Origin of the sequence: Staphylococcus cornubiensis (assembly GCF_900183575.1) — a bacterium.
GTDB lineage: Bacteria > Bacillota > Bacilli > Staphylococcales > Staphylococcaceae > Staphylococcus > Staphylococcus cornubiensis.
On sequence record NZ_FXUZ01000001.1, the window covers coordinates 64,698 to 84,311 of the forward strand.

Consider the following 19,614-nt stretch of genomic DNA (forward strand, 5'->3'; position numbering starts at 1 on the left):
GCGTATGGGGCGTGAAGTTTACAGATGAAAATCAGCAAACAGTCATTTTAGAATTTAAAAATGACGCTGATCAAAAAGATGGGGGTCATGTGCTAGCGTTACCCATTTTTCAGCAACAATTAGTATTAACACAACACCAACAACGCGGCATAGAATTTCCAGGTGGTAAACGGGAACTGGGTGAATCAAGTCTAGAGGCATTAAAACGGGAACTTTATGAAGAAACAGGCGCCTTAGCTGAACAAATTTATTACATTGCACAGTATGAAGTGCAGGGAGATACGTATTGTTTCAAAAAAGATGTTTATGTCGTCATTGTAGATACGTTGGATACAGATGTGCATTACCACGAAACGATGGGACCGATTTTAACCCGTTCCATTGATACGATTAAAGAAGAAGAAAAAAGTTATTTATTAAAGGATCCTGCTATATTACGATGTGTCGAAAGGATGAGTGAGCTTGGCTTTTATCAAGAGTAAAGCAATGCCAGTCTTTTTAGAAAATCATAAAGTAGAGGAATGGACTTATGACGTACACGGATTACATGTTAAAGGTCTTAACGTCCAACCACGACAACCTGTGAAGCGCATTGTCATGTATTTACGTGGTGGAAAAGGTCAAGTCGGACGTGTACGGCTTGCGAGAATGTTGCAGTTTATTACGCCAAATACATTAGTGTTTGCACCGTATTATCGTGGCAACAATGGGAGTGAAGGGAACGACGATTTTGCTGGTGCAGATTTGGCTGATGTCACTGTTGCAGCAGAAATGTTGAAGTCACGTTATCCCGAAGCATCCATGCATCTTATCGGCTTTTCACGCGGTGGTATACAAGGCTTATTAACTTTCCAAACAGTTGAAGCAGATAGTTATATCATTTGGGGCGGTGTGACCGATTTACATTTAATGTATGAGGAACGCGTTGATTTACGTGGCATGCTCAGAAGAATGATTGGTCACCCTAAAAAAGATCTCGCAGCATACGAATCACGTAATGCGTTGAAAGACATTCATGCTCATGCGCCACCTATTTTTATTATTCATGGTGGAAAGGATATACAAGTGGGTATTCATCAAGCTTACTTTTTAGAAGCACACCTGAAAAAAGTCGGTGCACGGTATGCTACTTTTTATCAAATGAAAGAAGGACATGTGCCTCGTCCACCAGCGATGAAACATGTCCTAGCGCGTATTCAACAATGGATGCTGGACATCGAAAAAGAATCCAAATTTTAAACACATTGATACAACGTCATGTGAATATTGCTATAATTTGATATGACAAATGGGTTTGAAGCGTTATTCATTGTCTCATCAGTGTATTAAAACGGAAATATGTGGCGTTCCCTAATGCACAACCTATATAAATTAAAAGTAGTGTCATCTCTTGAATAACAAGAAATGAACACTACTTTTTTAATACTATTCTGCTAATGATCCTTTAAATCCACCAGCTGCTTCTAATTGTTGTGCGTCATCACCGAATTTTTTGAAGTTCTCTTTAAAGCGACTGACAAGGTTTTGTGCTTGTTCTTCGTAAGCAGCTTGATCTGTCCAAGCGTTTTTAGGTTGTAAAATTGTTGTTGGCACATCTTCAACTTCTGTTGGAATAGCCAATCCGAAAATGTCGTCTTTTTCAAAAGTTGCAGTTTTTAATTTGCCATTAATCGCATCGTTGACCATTTTGCGCGTATATTTTAATTGAATACGGTTACCAACGCCATACTGGCCACCTGTCCAACCTGTGTTTACAAGGTAGACGTCAACCTCATGTTTGTCGATTAAGTCACCTAACAATTCAGCATAAACTTCAGCACGTAATGGTAAGAAAGGTGCACCAAAACATGTTGAGAATGATGGTTGTGGCTCAGTAATACCACGCTCAGTACCTGCTAATTTAGATGTGAATCCGCTTAAGAAATGATACATTGCTTGGTCTTTATCTAATTTGGAAATAGGTGGAAGTACACCGAAAGCATCTGCTGTTAAGAAAATAATCGTATTTGGATGTGATGCTTTGGAAGGTAAGACAATGTTATCAATGTAGTTGATAGGGTAGGCTGCACGTGTGTTTTCAGTATATTTGTTGTCATCAAAATCAATGTAACCATGTTCATCAACGACTAAGTTTTCTAATACTGTACCGTAACGAATTGCGTCAAAAATTTGTGGTTCTTTTTCTGCAGAGAGATTGATAGCTTTCGCATAGCAACCGCCTTCGATATTGAAGACCCCATTTTCATTCCAGCCGTGCTCATCATCACCGATTAATTTTCGGTCTGGATCTGCTGAAAGTGTCGTTTTACCTGTACCAGAAAGACCGAAGAATAATGCAACGTCTCCTTTATCGCCCACATTGGCAGAGCAGTGCATACTCATAATACCGCGCTGTGGTAATAAATAGTTCATGATAGAGAATACAGATTTTTTCATTTCTCCAGCATATTCTGTACCACCGATTAAAATAATTTTATGTTTGAATGAAATGATGACAAAAGTTTCTGAACGCGTGCCATCGACTTCAGGATCTGCTTTGAATCGTGGTGCTGAAATAATTGTGAAGTCTGCTTTAATTTTTGATGCTTCTTCTTTTGAACTTGGTTTGATAAATAAGTTTTGAGCAAATAGATTATGCCATGCAAATTCGTTGATGACAGTCAGTTTAAGTTGTGACTCTTTATCGCTACCTGCATATCCATTGAATACGAACAATTCGTCTTTTTCATCTAAGTATTTCACAACTTTATCGTAAAGATTTAAGAATTTTTCTTCTGAGATCGGTTGGTTAATTGAACCCCAATCGATATCGTCTTTAATTTGTGGATTATCAACAATAAATTTATCTTTTGGAGAACGCCCCGTATACTCTCCAGTTTTTGCGTTGATTGCACCTAATTCTGTAAGTTCTGCTTCATTTCTTTTTAAAATTTTGTTATACAATTCTGTCGTTGTGAGTTGAAAATGTGAACTTGGCTTGTTAGCTACTGTTTCAATCGCTTGTTTGTCGAATGACATGATAATATCCCTCCAAAGTTATTTCGGTAATGTAAGCCTTTACAATTCAAGAGTATAACATATTCAATAAATAATCCCTACTCAATTAAGAAAAAAATTAAGATAAAATAAAGAAAGTAAAGTAACTTTACACTAAAGTAGAAAAATAAATGTAAAAGATATAGGCCGTATCACGCTCGTTTTCAAAAAGTGCGTGCTGATGAAATTGACATCGCTATTAAAGTTTTGTAATATGATTCTAACGGATTCTCTTATCCTGAGTGGTGGAGGGACATGGACCCAATGAAACCCAGCAACCTCTTTTAACGAAGAAAGGTGCCAAACCGTTTGCAGACACAATACTTGTCTGAACGATAAGAGCGAATGGACGTTAGAGCCTTCACTCTATTTAATAGTGTTGAAAGGCTCTTTTTTATTGAGCTCAGATAGAGAATGTTCGTAATACATAACAAAAAGGAGTTTATTATGACTTATAACAGACGTTTATTCACTTCAGAATCAGTTACTGAAGGTCATCCAGATAAAATTGCCGATCAAATTTCAGACGCAATTTTAGATGAGATTTTAAAAGGAGATCCGAATGCACGTGTTGCTTGTGAGACGACAGTAACGACAGGTATGGCCTTAATCGTTGGTGAGATCACAACTTCAACTTATGTTGACATTCCAAAAGTAGTACGCGAAACAGTTAAAGAAATTGGTTATACACGTGCGAAGTATGGCTATGATTACAAAACGATGTCTGTATTAACGGCTATTGATGAACAATCACCAGATATTGCACAAGGAGTAGACCGTGCATTAGAATACCGTGATGCAGGAAATGATGAAGTATTAAATACAGGTGCAGGTGACCAAGGTTTAATGTTTGGTTTTGCGACAAATGAAACAGATACATTAATGCCTTTACCGATTGACTTGTCACATAAATTATCGAAACGTTTATCAGAAGTACGTAAAAATGGCACTTTAGATTATTTGCGTCCAGATGGTAAAGTTCAAGTTACTGTGGAATACGATGACAATGATCAGCCGAAACGTATTGATACGATTGTGATTTCATCACAGCATCATGAAGAAGTTGAACTTGAAAAAATTCAAAATGATATTAAAGAATATGTTATTTATCCAACTGTCGATGCACAATTATTAGATGAAGAAACAAAATTTTTCATCAACCCGACAGGACGCTTTGTCATTGGTGGGCCTCAAGGAGACGCGGGCCTTACAGGGCGTAAAATTATTGTAGATACTTACGGCGGTTATGCACGTCACGGTGGCGGTGCTTTCTCTGGTAAGGATCCTACAAAAGTAGACCGCTCAGCTGCTTATGCTGCACGTTACGTTGCTAAAAATATCGTTGCAGCAAACTTCGCTGATAAATGTGAAGTTCAGTTGGCATATGCAATCGGGGTGGCACAACCTGTATCTATCGCAATTGACACATTTGGTACTGGTAAAGTAAGCGAAAATGTCTTAATTGAAGCAGTAAGACAAAACTTCGACTTACGTCCAGCGGGTATTATTCAAATGTTAGATTTACAAAAACCAATTTACAAGCAAACTGCAGCGTATGGTCACTTTGGTCGTAATGATGTGCAATTGCCATGGGAACGTACAGACAAAGTTCAAGACTTACAAGAAACAGTTAATGAATTAAAATAAATTTCTTGATGATAACTGTCGCTAATTTTATAGTTATTTAATATAATAGAAATAACTGTAGAAAAGTGATAAAGGAAGGTATTGCTCATGACACAATTTGGTCCAATGGAAATCGGCCTCATTGCTGCAATTGTTGTAGCAGCATTATTCTTTATTTTGTTTTTAGTGGCATTGAATAGCAAAAAGAAAGCAAAAGAAAATTATGCGAATCAATACCAAACAAAACAAGATAAATTGACACATGAACATCAAGAAGAACTAGAAAAAGTCCGTATTGACAAGAAAAAAGCTGAAACAAGACATAAAGAAGAATACGAGACAATGGTTTCTTCTAAAAATAGAGAAATCGATGCGCTGAAACTTTTCTCTAAAAACCATAGTGAATATGTGACAGACATGCGATTACTCGGCATTCGTGAGCGTCTAGTTAAAGAGAAGAGAATCCGCCCAGAAGATATGCATATCATGGCGAATATCTTTTTACCAACGAATGACTTAGAAGATATCACACGTGTAAGTCATCTCGTTTTGACACGTACTGGCCTTTATATTATCGATTCAGAATTGTTGAAAGGGCATGTTTATCAAGGGATTAGTCAGCAACAATTCTCTGATAATCCAATGATGGAACAAGTGTTTAAAACGTTGAGCTTAAATCCACAAACACCGCAGACAGTTGTGTTAGATCAAAGTCGCGCATCTGAAAATGCATTGACAGTTGTGGATTATACAGAGCGTTTAGCACACGTGGAAGCTTTAGCAGTGAAGTTACAACACGAGTTGGATTTGAAATATACACCTACACCAATTTTATATTTCAATCCGCGTCATGAAGGCGATGTCACAATTTCAAATTACGCTTCACAAGGTGTCACAAAAGTATTAGTAGGTCCCGAACAATTAAACGAGTTCTTCAATAAATTTGTGTTCCATGGACGTATTCAATACGATGTGAATGATTTACAAAATATTATGGACGAAATTGAATCATTTAACTAATATGAGCAAATGAGAGAGGTGGGCATATCATCGCAATAACATCTTTTGTGCGCATCTCATCTGAATTTGTTTCACTCATCAAAAGCTTATATTTCAACTTAATCAACAAGAAGGGCTAGGGTCACTCATATCCTAGCTCTTTTTATTATATTAAGGCATGTATCAAGGTAACCATTTGAGTTATTATAGGTTGTATTGATTGCACAGTGACTTCACTTTTCGATACGATAAGATTAGATTAAAAAGGAGCGATGACAAATGAATCATGTAACGTTTTATAATGGTAATCAAATGCCTCAAGTTGGTTTAGGGGTATTTAGAGTAGAAAATAATGATACTGCAAAAGAAGCTGTTAAACATGCCATTAAAAGTGGTTATCGTAGCATTGATACAGCTATGATTTATCAAAATGAAGAAAAAGTAGGCGAAGGGATTCGTGAAGCTTTAGCAGAAACGGATTTAACACGTGAAGATTTATTTATTACTTCAAAATTATGGTTAAGTGATTATGGTCGTGAAAATGTCGCAGCTGCATACCAAGCTTCATTAGATCGTTTAGGACTCGACTATTTAGATTTATATTTAGTGCATTGGCCAGGATTAGATGAAGATGTGATGATTGACACATGGAAAGGTATGGAAGATTTATATCACGATCAAAAAGTGAAAAATATTGGTGTGAGTAACTTTAATGTCGAACATTTAGACAAGTTATTAGCGACTTCACGCATTAAACCAGTCATTAACCAAGTTGAATTCCATCCTTATTTAACACAAAAGCGTTTACGTGTGTATTTAGAAGCGCAAAACATCCAAATGGAATCTTGGTCACCGTTGATGAACGCACAAATTTTAGAAGACGACACAGTAAAGAAAGTAGCTGAAGAAATAGGGAAGTCACCTGCGCAAGTAATCATTCGTTGGAACGTGCAACATGGTGTAGTGACGATTCCTAAATCAACAACACCAAGCCGTATTGAAGAGAATTTGAATGTGTTTGATTTTGAGCTTTCACTTGCACAAATGGAAGAATTGGATGGGTTGAATGAAGATCGTCGTATCGGACCTGACCCGTTACATTTTGATGGGAAGTAATTTTGAAACTTCCATAGTTCATCATTTATTAAGCATGTATGACTTTTCAAATCGCTGAACCGTGTTTCGTTTTCTGAGGCGCTCAAACGTCAACGTATTCTGACGTCATTTGTATATTGTGATGATGCAAGAATTGATTATCAGTTTTAGCAAATGCCTCAGGAACCTTGCACATTTTTCGCAATCACCGGCTCATCTCTCATATTGATTGAAGTGTGATTGTTTCATTTGTGTCTTTTGATCATCTCAACAAATCAAATTTCACTCTTTATAATAATATCAACATAGAAGAGTCAAGTATCTATTTTATAATTGTCGTATTTGTGATATATAAAAAAGCAACGTCGCTCATGAGGCTGACGTTGCTTTTTTATATGAGTGGCTAAAATATTAAGGTTTCTTATCTTCTTCCTTTTAATGTTTTATTGCAAATTGACATAAAAAAACAATTGAAACTTGTTTTGACCCACCTATAATTGCATACCAAGAAAACAAAATACAAAACAACCGACATATTGTAATGTACTATAGATGATGAATGCTGCCCACTTTTTTTCATTTAACATTTGAAAAAGCTCTAAAGTTAAGGTTGAAAAGGTTGTGAAACCACCGAGCACGCCTGTAATGAATAACAATTTCATATCAGGTGATAAAAATGTAAAGTGATTTAAATAGCCGATACAAAAGGCGCCGATAAGATTCACGATAAGAGTCGCAGTCGGTAAGGAAGATTGAATATACTTTGGTGTTATCGTACTAAAAATGGCACGTAATACAGCACCCATGCCACCTCCACATGCAACGAATAAAAGATTCATGTGCGCATTCCTCCTAATTTGTATCCTAGGAAACAAGAGCAGAGACCTCCACAATAACTGCATAAGCCATAAGTCACCAAGGTGAACCAGGCCATTTGTTGAGCAAGCGTGACGAGTTCGAATTGAAAAGTTGAAAATGTCGTCAGTGCGCCTAGTAAACCTGTTGTAAGGCCTTGTTTTAGTTTGGGATGGCTTACGAACCAATGATTTAAGCGAACAGTGACATATCCCATTAAAAAGGCACCTAACAAATTTGCAATGAAGGTGCCTATCGGTAATGGATATCCAATTGTTATGAAGCTCATTTGCCATCTCAATAGTGCACCTATTCCGCCACCGAGAAAGATAAAAATATACTTCAAACTATCACCATTTCTTTTTTAAGTTAAATAATACCAAATGTGTAAAGTGAAGCGAGGAGATGTAACACTAAAACGACGAGTAGTAACAATGGTTGAATTTTAGAGGCTTTATGGATCCAATTTCGACGCTCTGGTAAATGTTTAATTGATTTATCAGCGAATCGAATAGCAAATATTAAAATCAAACAATTGACGATACTACATACTAAAATGAGCTTAATAATAGATGTAAAGTGTGCGTTAAGTAATGGATTAAGCGTATTAAAATAAAGGCTGATTAACATTAACAACACAGATAAGTAGAAGTATTTCTTAGATTTAGACATAGTATGCCTCCTTTTCGTATCGCTTGTTATCATATCACATTTTAGAATTCATTTGCATCTGCTGAAAAAATTTTGTAAGCGTAAAGATGGCATTGGGGCCTTAAAAAATGTTATAACTTTAGTATGATAAAAATATCAAGGAGGCACAATTAAATGGCTGATTTAAAAGTACGCGTGTTTGCTGATGGTGCAGACATCGAACAAATGAAAAAAGCATATCAAAACAAAGAGGTAGACGGTTTTACTACTAACCCAAGCTTAATGGCGAAAGCAGGCGTAAAAGATTACGTTGAATTCGCAAAAGAAGCTGTTGAAGCGATTCCTGATGCTTCTATCTCTTTTGAAGTGTTTGGCGACGATATGGAAACAATGGAAAAAGAAGCGGAAATCATCCAACAATTTGGTGAAAACATTTTCGTTAAAATCCCTGTTGTAAACACTAAAGGGGAGTCAATGATTCCACTTATTAAAAGCTTATCAGCTAAAGGTGTTAAACTTAACGTTACAGCTGTATACACAATCGAACAAGTTAAAGAAATCACTGAAGCTGTAACTGCTGGTGTTGAAACATATGTATCAGTATTCGCAGGTCGTATTGCTGACACAGGTGTAGACCCAATGCCATTAATGAAAGAATCAGTTGAAGTGACACACAGCAAGGAAGGCGTGCAACTTTTATGGGCAAGCTGTCGTGAATTATTCAACGTGATCCAAGCTGATGAAATTGGTGCAGACATCATCACTTGTCCGTCAGATGTTGTTAAAAAAGTATCAAACATCGGTCGTGATATTAACGAATTATCTGTAGACACTGTTCAAGGTTTCGCTAAAGACATCAAATCTTCAGGTCTTAGCATTTTATAATCTGACAGTCTCGCATTCATATTTATAAAATAAAGCACATAAGAGTGGGGAGAAATCTAGTTTTGTTTAGATTTCAAAGACCCACCCTTATGTGCTTTTTTGTGTTGATTGGAGCTTGCAATACAGCTCGATTTTAGCTATGCTTTGTGAAGGTAAAACGACATAAAGGAGTCTATCATGCGAAAAGACGTATTTGAATATAAGATAAAAAAAGAGTTGTGGTATCTCAATCGACGTGAGAAAAATGATTTAACACAATACTTTGAAAAACATTCTATCGAAACATTACAACAACAATATCGGACGCCTCGAAGTTTCGTGAATCATTATTTGCAACATGAAATCTTTGGGACGCGTATTGTATCGTCTGGTCATTTAGTCACATCATTAGTTGGCTTACTTATTGCGAATATTTTATTGTTAGGGCTGTTTATTACAGGGTTGTTGCTCAGTTTAAGTGCAATCAATTATTTCATCCAACCACAAGTCAGCTTATCTATAGGCGTTGTGATCGCAATTTTGTTAAGTGCAATCGTATTAATGATTGTTGCTGTCTACTTAATGAAACGCGCAAATGCATTTTTCACAAAAAGATTACTATTGTATAAATTTAATAAAGTCAACTAAAGCGACATTAAAGCTGTGAGTAAATACGCATCTTTCCATTTTCGAACGAATTGATTTAACGGAATAGGGACGATGAGTGACAAGTTGTTATTGAAATGAATACGTGTTGCTTGTTGATGAGATGAAGCAGCAATGACTTGAGTGATATTGATATAATACTGAATTGTTGCACGTTGTGATTGCAGTGGACAAAGGATTAACGACTTACTTAAAAATATCGGTATCATTTGATGTACATTTAACGCTGAGCTAGCAATTTTTTGTTGTGTGCGCACATTTTTTTGAAATTGAAAAGCCAGTTGCTCGATATATTGTTTCATTGATAAGTGACTATGTTGTTTATGCGTCAAATGTTGAATGACTAATTCATATTCTAAAGATTCTGAAGATTTAACGTATAGTATATTTTCGTATTGGGGTTTTGTCATTAATGTCATGGCTAAAATCCTTTCTTTAAATCATCTTGTGTCAGTGCTTGTCTTATATGATGAAAAGTGGCAATTTTATATTTGCGAATAGTAGTGGCTGATACCTGCATCAACTGTTGAATCTCTTTTTGTTGATAACCTTGCATATAAAAATGAAACCAAATGCGATGTGTAGGTTTTAATGTTTGAACGACATCTTCAAGCAACAAATAGTGTTCGGTAGTCGTCATAACTTTCAATTCATGAGTTGTAGTATCGAGAGGGACAGTGGCGAGGTATTTTTGTGACGCACGCAGTAAATCGATAAGGTAATATTTGAGTTGATAACTGACATAGGTTTTAAAAGACTGATTTAAAGTTGCATCGTATTTTAGGGAGAGTTCCCATAACCTAATCGATAGCAGTTGGAAGTATTCATCATAATTATACGAAATTTGATGCTGATGTAGTAGAAAATGTATGAATTTATGGTAATTTTCATAAAGTGTATTAAAAACGATATGAATCACTCCTTTCGTTTTGACCGGTCATTGGAGTTATAACATAGCGAAATGATTGTGACATTTTACTTTTTATGCTATTTTATGTTTAATACAAGAATTAGAAATCGTTTTATCGCTGTTTTTTTAATCAAACAATGTATTAATAGCACATTCGGACATTTCAAATATATAAAATAAATGGGGGAGGTTATTATGGATTACGAACATTTAAATTTAGAGCATTTTTTTGCGCGTAATGATGATTTGGACATCATTAGAGATCGTTCAGAATTCGTCATGATTAATAATATGACAAAAGAAATGATGTATCGTGATGGTGATGTAGAAGGTACAATTAATCTCGCACGTTATTATTATAAAAATCGCTCTCAGGCAGCAAGTTTCATTATGATGGATTACCACCGCGAAAAATAGTAATGAATTAGTTTACATGTTCATTACTATTTTTTTATGAATTTGTGACAAGGTATGAAACGGATTGTACAGAGTCGTGTAAGGTGGTAAAATTTGAAGTCAAGCAAGTCAATTTTAATTGTATTTGAATAATGAAACATTCTGAAGAGGTGTGTTTATGAGAAAGCACAAGAAAGGTTCCATCTTTGCTGTCATGGCATCTTTAATTATTGCTGCGGTTGCAGGTTTTTTCTTTTTCAAAATGATTGAAGATCAAATTTTCTTTAAAAGTGTTGATCAAGTTGAAAAAGTTGAAAAGTTAGATGTCACTTTAAAGCAGGCATCTGAAAAACAAATCGACAACTATACAAGCCAACAAGTTTCAAATAAAGATCATACCAATTGGCGTGACGCTTCAGATTCTGAAATTCGTCAGGCAATGGATAGTTCGAGTTTTATGGATGACAAGCGTCAAAAGTATCAATTTTTAGATTTGTCAAAGTATCAAGGTATCGATAAAAATAGAATTAAACGTATGTTGAGAGATCATCGCACATTACTCGCGCATACTGACGATTTTGTAAATGCTGCAAAAGAAAAACAAGTGAATGAAGTGTATTTGATTTCACATGCATTGTTAGAAACAGGTTCAGTGGTGTCTGAACTGTCTAACGGTGTCGAAATTGACGGTAAAAAATATTATAATTTTTATGGTGTAGGTGCACTTGATGAAAACCCAGTTAAGACAGGGGCAGAATATGCGAAGAAAAAAGGTTGGGACACACCAGAAAAAGCAATTTATGGTGGCGCAGCGTTTATACATGACCATTACTTATCAAATCCGAATCAAAACACGTTATATAGTATGAGATGGAATCCAAAAAATCCAGGTGAACATCAATATGCCACAGACATTAACTGGGCGAAAAGTAACGCAGTGATTATGGCAGATTTTTATAAAGACATGAAAACTGAAGGTAAGTATTTTAACTGGTATGTTTACAAAGATGATAAAAAGCATCAAGACGGTCATAACTACTAGATGCTATCGATCAAAGAATATAAAAAAGGTTGCATTGCCACGGTATATGTGTGCAACGCAACCTTTTTTATTTCGTCTTAACTTAATCATCATTACTCAGCTTTATTTTTTCGACCGAGTACAAAAAACAAGACTATTGTTGAAATGACGACACGTACAATCATTTTTAACATATTAATGCACTCCTTTATCTCTTCAGTCTACAATTTTCATGAAATTATTCAAAGTAATGATGTGCTTCTAAATAATCTTTTGCGACGGTTGCGGGTTCTTTGCCTTTACCGTCAGCTTCATAATTTAATGATTGCATTTGTTCAGTATTAACTTTGCCTGTTAAATCGTCTAATGATTGTTTCACTTCTGGATGTTCTTTTAACAATGCATCAGTTGCAAAGGCGCTCGCATCATACGGTGGAAAGAACTTTCGATCATCTTTAAGAACGACTAAATCATATGCTGCGATTCTTCCGTCTGTCGTATAACCGAGAGCGACGTCCAACTTTTATTTTTTTAAGCATCATAAACAAGGCCGATTTGCATAGGACGTACAGTATTAAAATCAAAACCGCAAGCTCTCGTGAAGGCAGGATACCCATCACCGGCACGTTTAATCCACGTACTGTCCGTTCCTAAACGCAATTCGTCACTGTATTGTTTAAGATCTGATACCTTATGAAGATGATACTTAGCAGCTGTTTCTTTAGTGACCATAAAGGCAAAGGGTGTTTTCAAACCCGTATGAGTCAAACCAAGTCTGATGAAACCTTTTCTTGAATTGCTGCTGTGTAACGTCCATCGCTTGAGCAGGGTCTTTAATGGGATCCATCTCTAGCGCACCAACTAAATCTGTACCAGTATAACGCGTGGACGAAATATTTGCGTCACCATTCAATAAAGCATTGTGTTGAATCGTACTTGACCCAAGATTATTGATGATCGTGGGCTTGATTTTTCCATGGGTATCATGTTCAATTTTTAAACGAATCATATGTGCCATAATTTGAGATTCGCTAGTTGAAAGTGCCGTAATTTTGACATTATCGTTTGAAGCACTACCTAATCCTAGCAATGAACAACTTGCTAGAAAAATCATGCTCGCCATGAGTAACCCGAACCATTTTTTATTCATCAAAAAATACAAAATTTTGTTATATTCATCATTATAACATAGTCAATTTTAACCATTTTAATCATTAACGATTGAAGGGTAAAATGTAAAATCCTTAATTAATAGAGCACATTCAGGGTATAATAGAGTGGAAATGTACAAAATTGAGTGAGGATGGTGCAAAATGAGAGTAGCCATTGTCGGAATGGGAACAGCTGGTGTCAGTGTTTTAAGACAGCTCGTTAAATATAAGCAATTTAAAAAGATAGAAGTTGATTTATATGATAATGCTTATAATATGGGCCAAGGCGAACCCTTTCAAAATGATAGCGAAGATTTTTTAATTAATGTGCCTGTCGACCGTTTATCTTTAAACATCGACAATATTTTAGAATTTAGAGAATGGTACAACGAACAAGATACTTTCGATTATGGAGATGCAGATTATCTACCAAGATATGTGTTTGGCCATTACATGAAAAGTTATTTAGAACAGTTTGATACGGAATTTGATAATGTCAATGTGATCAAACATGAAGTGACACATATGTATATTGAAGAGCAAGAAAGTGAAATTATCCCTAAACGTATTGTCGTTTGTACAGGAGATGATGTGGACTCATGTCAAAAATATGATTATGTTTTCTTCACGATTGGTACGATGTCTTACAATGATCCGTATGGTTTGAAAGGACAACAAGGTTATATCCATTCTCCATATCCAGCGAATCAAACTTTAGCTGAAGTGGATGATAATGATGCAGTCGCAATTATTGGTACAGGACTCGCTAGTTTAGATGTTGTACGTCATGCTTTAAGTCATCATCAAAAAATGCCGATTGTGATGGCAAGTCGTAGCGGTAAATTACCAAGTGTGCGTGGAACGATGCAAGATATTACCTTTCAATTTTTAACGGTTGAAAATTTTGATGCGTTGAAGGCAGAACATATGGGTGTGGTGCCTTTAGAAGAGGCAGTTGCATTGTTTAAAAAAGAGTTTGAAGTGCGTGATATTCCATTAGAAAAGTTATTAAAACGACGGAAATACGATACGGTTCGTGACTTGAATTATGATTTGAATCATCCAGATGAAGTAGGTGCGTTGCAAAGCGTATTTGAAACGTTAAAAGAAAACATGGACTGGATTTGGAATAGTTTGAGTCGTGAAGACCAAGAACAATTTTTAAATAAATATCATCGCTATATGAAAGAAAATACAAATCCAATGCCGAAAGAAACAGCGCAATTGTTAGTTGATGAAATTAAAGCAGGCCGTTTACAAGTGTTGTCGGGTCTAGAGCATGTACGTCAATTTTATGGTAAATATCGTTTGCGTTTTAAAAATGTACATGAAGAAATGAAAATGGACGTGATTATAAATGCGACAGGACCGAAAAAACATTTGGCTCAGTTAGATGAAGATGACGCGTTATTACTCGATGTGGCCAATCGTCAAATCGTACAAGCGCATCCTCTAGGTGGTATTCAAATCGTGCCAGCAACGAATGAAGTCATTAGTCCACTGTATGGAACGTTGAAAAACTTACGTGCAATCGGTCAAATGACAAACGGGGTCAACTTTGAGCGTAATGGCGTCACAATGATTATTCAACAAGCTGTGAGTGCAGTAGAAAACTTATATGACACTTACAAAGCGAAAAAGGCACTTGAAAAAGAAGCGCGTAAACAACAAAAGAAAGCCGAAGAGAAAGAGAAAAAGAAAAAAGACAAGAAGAAAAAGAAGAAGAAATAGGCTTTTGAAGTAGGTGCATTGAGCATCTAAGGTCATTTGTTTCAATACATTTTTAATTGATTCAACATAATCAATTTATGTTGAATCAATTGTAATATTAGAACAGATAAGATAATATAGACGCATGGACTTTTCACAGGTCCATGCGTATCTTTTATTCTCAATACAATTTCATATATTCTTTCGGGGCTGGGTGAAATTCCCAACCGGCAGTAAATGATAAGCCTGCGACCCGTATCATTGATTTGGTATGGCTGATCTAGTGAGAATCTAGAGCCGACAGTGAAAGTCTGGATGGGAGGAAGAATAGTGACGGCATTTTTCACATCTCATATGTGAGTTTATTTGTCGTATCCAAATTTTGAATGAAAAAAGTATCAATGTGTTTTGATCACTTTTCATACATCCTACCACTCGAAGTCGACAATCGAGTGGCTTTTTTATTGAGGTGAAAGTTTTGAATCATTATTTAGAATATGCGATACAATTGGCGGAAATGACGGAAGGCCAAACTGGAACGAATCCAGCAGTAGGTGCCGTAATTGTAAAAGATGGCCGTATCATTGGTTTTGGTGCGCATTTGAAAAAAGGTGAGCGACATGCCGAAATTCAAGCGATTGCTATGGCAGGTTTAGAGCAAGTTAAAGGTGCGACCATTTACGTTTCACTCGAACCTTGTTCACACTACGGAAGTACGCCACCATGTGCTCAAAAAATCATCGACACGGGTATTGCTAAAGTCGTCTATGCAGCAAAAGATACGACGTTAAAAGAAACAGGTCATGACATGATGGTGCAACATGGCATTGAGGTGGTATATCGTCCGTATTCACGCGCACAACAATTGTATGCTGATTTTTATAACAGTAAAGAGGAAGCGCTCCCCATTGTGACAGTTAAGGTTAGCGCCAGTCTAGATGGCAAACAAGCGACAGATCATTTTGAAAGTCAATGGATTACATCAAAAGAAGTGAAGGAAGATGTTTTTCAATTAAGACATACGCATGATGCCATCTTAACGGGAAATGGGACACTGACTCATGATAATCCGAGTTTAACGACACGTATTGAAAACGGGCATCATCCAGCGAAAGTCATTTTGTCGCGTTCTGGCAATATTAACTGGGATGCACAGCTTTTTCAAGATAGCGTAACACCCATTTATATTTATACAGAAAATCATACACTGACAACTTCATTGGACCATGTTGAAATTATTAATCAAACGGACCTCCAAATTGAAGCAGTGCTTAAAGATTTATACCAAAAAGGTTATGGTCGTGTTCTTGTCGAAGCAGGACCTAACGTGACTTCACAATTTTTAGCGTCGCGTTTTGTGACGCACTTCATCCTATATTTAGCCCCGAAAATCATAGGTGGTCAAGGTGTCAATCAATTTTATCAAACTGAATTTGTCACACCTTTAAACCAACTACCACAATTTGAAATTGTACACACTGACATAATAGATACCGATATCAAACTGCACATGCAAAGGAAGTGACGACATGTTCACAGGTATCGTTGAAGAGATCGGTACAATTCAACATATTCAAAAACGAAACCCCACAACAGCACTCACAATTCAATGTCAAAAAATACTAGATGACATGCAAATTGGAGACTCGATTAGTGTGAATGGTACATGTTTGACTGTGACACGGTTTGACCAACATAGTTTTACAGTTGATGTCATACATGGTACCGAAGATAAAACATACTTAGCTGACTTAAAAACAAATGATTCAGTTAATTTAGAGCGTGCATTATTAGCAACTGGAAGGTTAGGGGGTCATTTTGTACAAGGTCACGTCGATGGAAAAGGCATCATTCAACATATTCAAACATCGCAAAATGAATGGATTTATACGATTAAAGCTGAATCGTGTTTGTTGGATCAAATGATTCCACAAGGCTCTATTGCTGTAGATGGTGTCAGCTTAACGGTGTTTAAAAAATATCGTGATCGTTTTGATATTCATTTAATTCCAGAAACACGCAAAGCAACGATTCTTGCTGACAAAAAGCAAGGCGATCCCGTTCATTTAGAAACCGATATGCTGTTTAAATATGTCCAAGCCATTACAAAAGAAAAATCACAGCTTTCAGTAGAAGATTTACTTAATGCAGGTTTTTAAGGAGGGGCTTAAATGCAATTAGACAAAATTGAAGAAGCGTTAGAGGCACTGAAAAATGGCGAGATGATTGTCGTCGTTGATGATGAAGATCGTGAAAATGAAGGGGATCTCGTAGCCATTACAGAGTGGATGCATGATGATACGATTAATTTTATGGCGAAATATGGTCGTGGTCTCATATGCACACCGATTTCAGCAGAGATTGCCGAACAAGCAGGCCTTGATAGTATGGTTAAAAATAACAATGATCCACATGGGACAGCATTTACACAAAGTATTGACCATGTGCATTCAACAACAGGTATTAGTGCTTACGAAAGAACAGCAACAGCAAGAGCGCTCATTGATGATGAGATGACAGCAGAGACATTTCACCAACCGGGACATATTTTTCCATTAATAGGCAAAAAGAAGGGTGTTCTTGAACGTCGTGGGCATACTGAAGCGACGATAGATTTGGCCAGATTGACAGGGGCACGTCCAGCAGGTGTCATATGTGAAATTATGAATGAAGACGGTACAATGGCGAAAGGTGAACAATTAGAGCAGTTTAAGGATAAACACCATTTAAGAATGATTTCAATTGAAGACCTTGTTGCTTACATTAAAGAAAAACGTCCAATGATTTCAGTCGAAGCTAAAATAAAGTTACCAACAAAATTTGGCGAATTTGATATGTACGGCTTTACATCAACCAATGACGGAGAAGAACATTTAGCACTTGTGAAAGGCGACATCAAGCCAACAATGAATGTCCGTGTGCATTCCGCTTGCGCAACCGGGGACATTTTCCATAGCGAAAGATGTGACTGTGGTGAACAATTGGAAGCTTCAATGGCATATATACAAGAACATGGGGGTATGGTGCTGTATTTACCGCAAGAAGGACGCGGCATTGGTTTGATGAATAAATTGAAAGCTTATGAATTAATTGAACAAGGCTATGATACCGTTTCAGCAAATGAAGCGCTCGGTTTCGAACCCGACTTACGTGAATATAATATTGCAGCTCAAATTTTAAAACATTTTAATATTACGGCTGTGAATTTATTAAGCAACAATCCAGAGAAGTTATCTGGATTACAGCGTTATGGGATTCAAATCGCAGAACGTATTCCAGTCATTACTGAAACAAATGCGCATAACCATGATTATATGCAAGTGAAAAAATTACAAATGGGTCATTTAATATAATTTGAGGAGGAATTATTGTGAAATTCGAAGGTCAATTGAATGGTAAAGGTTTAAAAATTGGAGTCGTAGTAAGTCGTTTTAATGATTTGATTACAGGACGTTTATTAGATGGTGCAAATGATGCGTTGAAAAGACATCAAGTTGCTGAAGAAGATATCGATGTTGCGTATGTACCTGGTGCATTTGAATTACCTATCGTCGCTAAAAAGATGGCTCAAACAGGTCAATACGATGCCGTTGTAACATTAGGATGTGTTATTCGTGGTGCAACATCACATTATGATTATGTCTGTAATGAAGCGGCAAAAGGAATTGCTAAGGCAAGTGATGATACAGGCGTACCCGTGATTTTCGGTGTGCTCACGACAGAAAATATTGAACAAGCGATTGAGAGAGCCGGAACAAAAGCCGGTAATAAAGGTGCTGAATCTGCAGTAGGTGCAATTGAAATGGCTAACTTACTGCGACAAATGAATGTGTAAAAAGTCGCTTTGATCATTCGTTCAGTTGAGTGAAACATGCTATTGATTATTGAACTTGCCCTTGCGCACTAGAAATGTGGCTAGGGCAGGTCCTGTAATCTTATGCGTAATGCTACAAAATACATCAATGAATAAGCCGAGGATAAGCGGATACGAATTCTAATACATATCAAATGGTTATTCATTGTAAAAAATGTTCATTAAGGATACGACTTGTGACTCAATGGATTCCCTTTGACTATTATCGTCATTTAAGTAAATGGTCACTAATTCAATAATGCCGCCTGCAAAAAATTGTGTAAACAAGTCATGATTGACAGAAGTTTTTAATGTTGGAAGTCCTTTTTTATTTAACTCATTGACAATAAATGTTTTAAACTGATTTTTATATTTATCCGCATTTTGAATGTTAAATAACTTTTTAAAAAATGTTTGGTGTTCATGAAAATAATTAAACCAAATTTTTGTCCCTTCTGAAAGGCCTAATTCTTTTTTGGCCTCACAAATCTCCTCTAATTCTTGAAATTTTTCACTTACAATAAAGTCGAGTAAATCATATTTATCCAGGTAATGGAGATAAAAAGTTTTACGTCCGATTTGCGCATGTTCTGTAATTTTTTTAACAGTGAGATGATCAAAATCTCCCTCGTTGAATAATGTTAAAAAACTTTGGTGAATGCCGCGTTTCGTTTTGACAATTCGTAAATCCATCAATCTACACTCCTTTTATAACCCAAATTATGATAAGTGGGTATTATTTCACATGTTTGAAAAGCTATTCATTGTATTAATCCATTGA

General features: G+C 36.3%; 21 protein-coding genes, 1 pseudogene and 2 riboswitches. Of the genes and pseudogenes, 14 read left to right on the forward strand and 8 right to left on the reverse strand.

Annotated features, from left to right (window positions below; translation table 11 throughout):
* Positions 1–11 precede the first annotated feature (11 nt).
* The gene (gene ytkD, locus CCE82_RS00455) at positions 12–482 is read left to right on the forward strand and encodes an RNA deprotection pyrophosphohydrolase (RefSeq protein ID WP_086427478.1); all 471 of its coding nucleotides are present in this window, start codon (positions 12–14) and stop codon (positions 480–482) included.
* A complete protein-coding gene (locus tag CCE82_RS00460; protein WP_167370947.1) occupies positions 463–1,239 on the forward strand; it encodes an alpha/beta hydrolase family protein in 777 nt (258 codons plus the stop codon). Before ytkD ends, CCE82_RS00460 begins: the two co-directional genes overlap by 20 nt.
* A gap of 186 nt (positions 1,240–1,425) precedes the next feature.
* On the opposite strand, the gene pckA is transcribed toward CCE82_RS00460, so the two are convergent.
* On the reverse strand, positions 1,426–3,018 hold the full coding sequence (gene pckA / locus CCE82_RS00465) for a phosphoenolpyruvate carboxykinase (ATP) (protein ID WP_086427479.1): 1,593 nt from the start codon (positions 3,016–3,018) through the stop codon (positions 1,426–1,428).
* 248 nt (positions 3,019–3,266) lie between these two features.
* Positions 3,267–3,378: riboswitch (SAM riboswitch) on the forward strand.
* 105 nt (positions 3,379–3,483) lie between these two features.
* Here pckA and metK point away from each other — a divergent pair.
* The 3 genes from metK (at position 3,484) to CCE82_RS00480 (ending at position 6,777) form a co-directional block, all read left to right on the forward strand.
* On the forward strand, positions 3,484–4,683 hold the full coding sequence (metK, locus tag CCE82_RS00470) for a methionine adenosyltransferase (RefSeq protein ID WP_086427480.1): 1,200 nt from the start codon (positions 3,484–3,486) through the stop codon (positions 4,681–4,683).
* 87 nt (positions 4,684–4,770) lie between these two features.
* Positions 4,771–5,682: an NERD domain-containing protein gene (locus CCE82_RS00475; protein WP_086427481.1), complete on the forward strand. Its 912-nt coding sequence runs from the start codon at positions 4,771–4,773 to the stop codon at positions 5,680–5,682.
* Positions 5,683–5,940: 258 nt separating this feature from the next.
* On the forward strand, positions 5,941–6,777 hold the full coding sequence (locus tag CCE82_RS00480; protein ID WP_086427482.1) for an aldo/keto reductase: 837 nt from the start codon (positions 5,941–5,943) through the stop codon (positions 6,775–6,777).
* 470 nt (positions 6,778–7,247) lie between these two features.
* Here the strand turns inward: CCE82_RS00480 and crcB (CCE82_RS00485) are convergent, their stop codons facing one another.
* The 3 genes from crcB (CCE82_RS00485) to CCE82_RS00495 are packed head-to-tail and all read right to left on the reverse strand — an operon-like array spanning position 7,248 to position 8,283.
* Positions 7,248–7,595 carry a fluoride efflux transporter CrcB gene (crcB, locus tag CCE82_RS00485; protein WP_086427483.1) on the reverse strand — a complete coding sequence of 116 codons (348 nt, stop codon included), beginning with the start codon at positions 7,593–7,595 and terminating at the stop codon, positions 7,248–7,250.
* Positions 7,592–7,957, reverse strand: a complete 366-nt coding sequence (crcB, locus tag CCE82_RS00490) for a fluoride efflux transporter CrcB (RefSeq protein WP_086427484.1) — start codon at positions 7,955–7,957, stop codon at positions 7,592–7,594. The genes crcB (CCE82_RS00485) and crcB (CCE82_RS00490) overlap by 4 nt, the downstream gene beginning before the upstream one ends.
* 23 nt (positions 7,958–7,980) lie before the next feature.
* Complete coding sequence (locus CCE82_RS00495; protein WP_086427485.1) at positions 7,981–8,283, reverse strand: hypothetical protein; 303 nt, start codon at positions 8,281–8,283, stop codon at positions 7,981–7,983.
* A 153-nt stretch (positions 8,284–8,436) separates the two neighbouring features.
* On the opposite strand from CCE82_RS00495, the gene CCE82_RS00500 reads away from it, so the two are divergent.
* Positions 8,437–9,147 carry a transaldolase gene (locus CCE82_RS00500; RefSeq protein ID WP_019165952.1) on the forward strand — a complete coding sequence of 237 codons (711 nt, stop codon included), beginning with the start codon at positions 8,437–8,439 and terminating at the stop codon, positions 9,145–9,147.
* Between the two features lie 177 nt (positions 9,148–9,324).
* The gene (locus tag CCE82_RS00505) at positions 9,325–9,774 is read left to right on the forward strand and encodes a magnesium transporter (RefSeq protein ID WP_086427486.1); all 450 of its coding nucleotides are present in this window, start codon (positions 9,325–9,327) and stop codon (positions 9,772–9,774) included.
* Here CCE82_RS00505 and CCE82_RS00510 read toward each other — a convergent pair.
* Positions 9,771–10,211 (reverse strand): competence protein ComK, encoded by a 441-nt coding sequence (locus tag CCE82_RS00510; protein ID WP_086427487.1) that lies wholly within the window; start codon positions 10,209–10,211, stop codon positions 9,771–9,773. The genes CCE82_RS00505 and CCE82_RS00510 overlap by 4 nt on opposite strands.
* A gap of 2 nt (positions 10,212–10,213) precedes the next feature.
* Positions 10,214–10,432 carry an RNA polymerase sigma factor gene (locus CCE82_RS13220; RefSeq protein ID WP_240507137.1) on the reverse strand — a complete coding sequence of 73 codons (219 nt, stop codon included), beginning with the start codon at positions 10,430–10,432 and terminating at the stop codon, positions 10,214–10,216.
* A 465-nt stretch (positions 10,433–10,897) separates the two neighbouring features.
* On the opposite strand from CCE82_RS13220, the gene CCE82_RS00520 reads away from it, so the two are divergent.
* Together CCE82_RS00520 and sagB are read left to right on the forward strand one after the other, a co-directional pair.
* Entirely contained in the window at positions 10,898–11,119 is a 222-nt protein-coding gene (locus CCE82_RS00520; protein ID WP_019168380.1) for a hypothetical protein, read from the forward strand.
* Positions 11,120–11,276: 157 nt separating this feature from the next.
* Positions 11,277–12,140 carry a peptidoglycan release complex glucosaminidase SagB gene (sagB, locus tag CCE82_RS00525; protein WP_086427488.1) on the forward strand — a complete coding sequence of 288 codons (864 nt, stop codon included), beginning with the start codon at positions 11,277–11,279 and terminating at the stop codon, positions 12,138–12,140.
* A gap of 217 nt (positions 12,141–12,357) precedes the next feature.
* Here sagB and CCE82_RS00530 read toward each other — a convergent pair.
* Positions 12,358–13,269: pseudogene (locus tag CCE82_RS00530) on the reverse strand (osmoprotectant ABC transporter substrate-binding protein).
* A gap of 163 nt (positions 13,270–13,432) precedes the next feature.
* On the opposite strand from CCE82_RS00530, the gene CCE82_RS00535 reads away from it, so the two are divergent.
* The 5 genes from CCE82_RS00535 (at position 13,433) to ribH (ending at position 18,815) form a co-directional block, all read left to right on the forward strand.
* Positions 13,433–15,001 carry an FAD/NAD(P)-binding protein gene (locus CCE82_RS00535; RefSeq protein WP_086427489.1) on the forward strand — a complete coding sequence of 523 codons (1,569 nt, stop codon included), beginning with the start codon at positions 13,433–13,435 and terminating at the stop codon, positions 14,999–15,001.
* Positions 15,002–15,176: 175 nt separating this feature from the next.
* A riboswitch (FMN riboswitch) is annotated at positions 15,177–15,311 on the forward strand.
* Between the two features lie 147 nt (positions 15,312–15,458).
* Complete coding sequence (gene ribD / locus CCE82_RS00540) at positions 15,459–16,505, forward strand: bifunctional diaminohydroxyphosphoribosylaminopyrimidine deaminase/5-amino-6-(5-phosphoribosylamino)uracil reductase RibD (protein ID WP_086427490.1); 1,047 nt, start codon at positions 15,459–15,461, stop codon at positions 16,503–16,505.
* A 4-nt stretch (positions 16,506–16,509) separates the two neighbouring features.
* Positions 16,510–17,139 (forward strand): riboflavin synthase, encoded by a 630-nt coding sequence (locus CCE82_RS00545; RefSeq protein WP_086427491.1) that lies wholly within the window; start codon positions 16,510–16,512, stop codon positions 17,137–17,139.
* A gap of 12 nt (positions 17,140–17,151) precedes the next feature.
* Positions 17,152–18,333: a 3,4-dihydroxy-2-butanone-4-phosphate synthase gene (gene ribB / locus CCE82_RS00550; protein WP_086427492.1), complete on the forward strand. Its 1,182-nt coding sequence runs from the start codon at positions 17,152–17,154 to the stop codon at positions 18,331–18,333.
* Between the two features lie 17 nt (positions 18,334–18,350).
* Positions 18,351–18,815 carry a 6,7-dimethyl-8-ribityllumazine synthase gene (ribH, locus tag CCE82_RS00555; protein ID WP_167370948.1) on the forward strand — a complete coding sequence of 155 codons (465 nt, stop codon included), beginning with the start codon at positions 18,351–18,353 and terminating at the stop codon, positions 18,813–18,815.
* 177 nt (positions 18,816–18,992) lie between these two features.
* Here ribH and CCE82_RS00560 read toward each other — a convergent pair whose 3' ends face one another.
* Positions 18,993–19,526: a TetR family transcriptional regulator gene (locus CCE82_RS00560; protein WP_086427494.1), complete on the reverse strand. Its 534-nt coding sequence runs from the start codon at positions 19,524–19,526 to the stop codon at positions 18,993–18,995.
* Positions 19,527–19,614 lie beyond the last annotated feature (88 nt).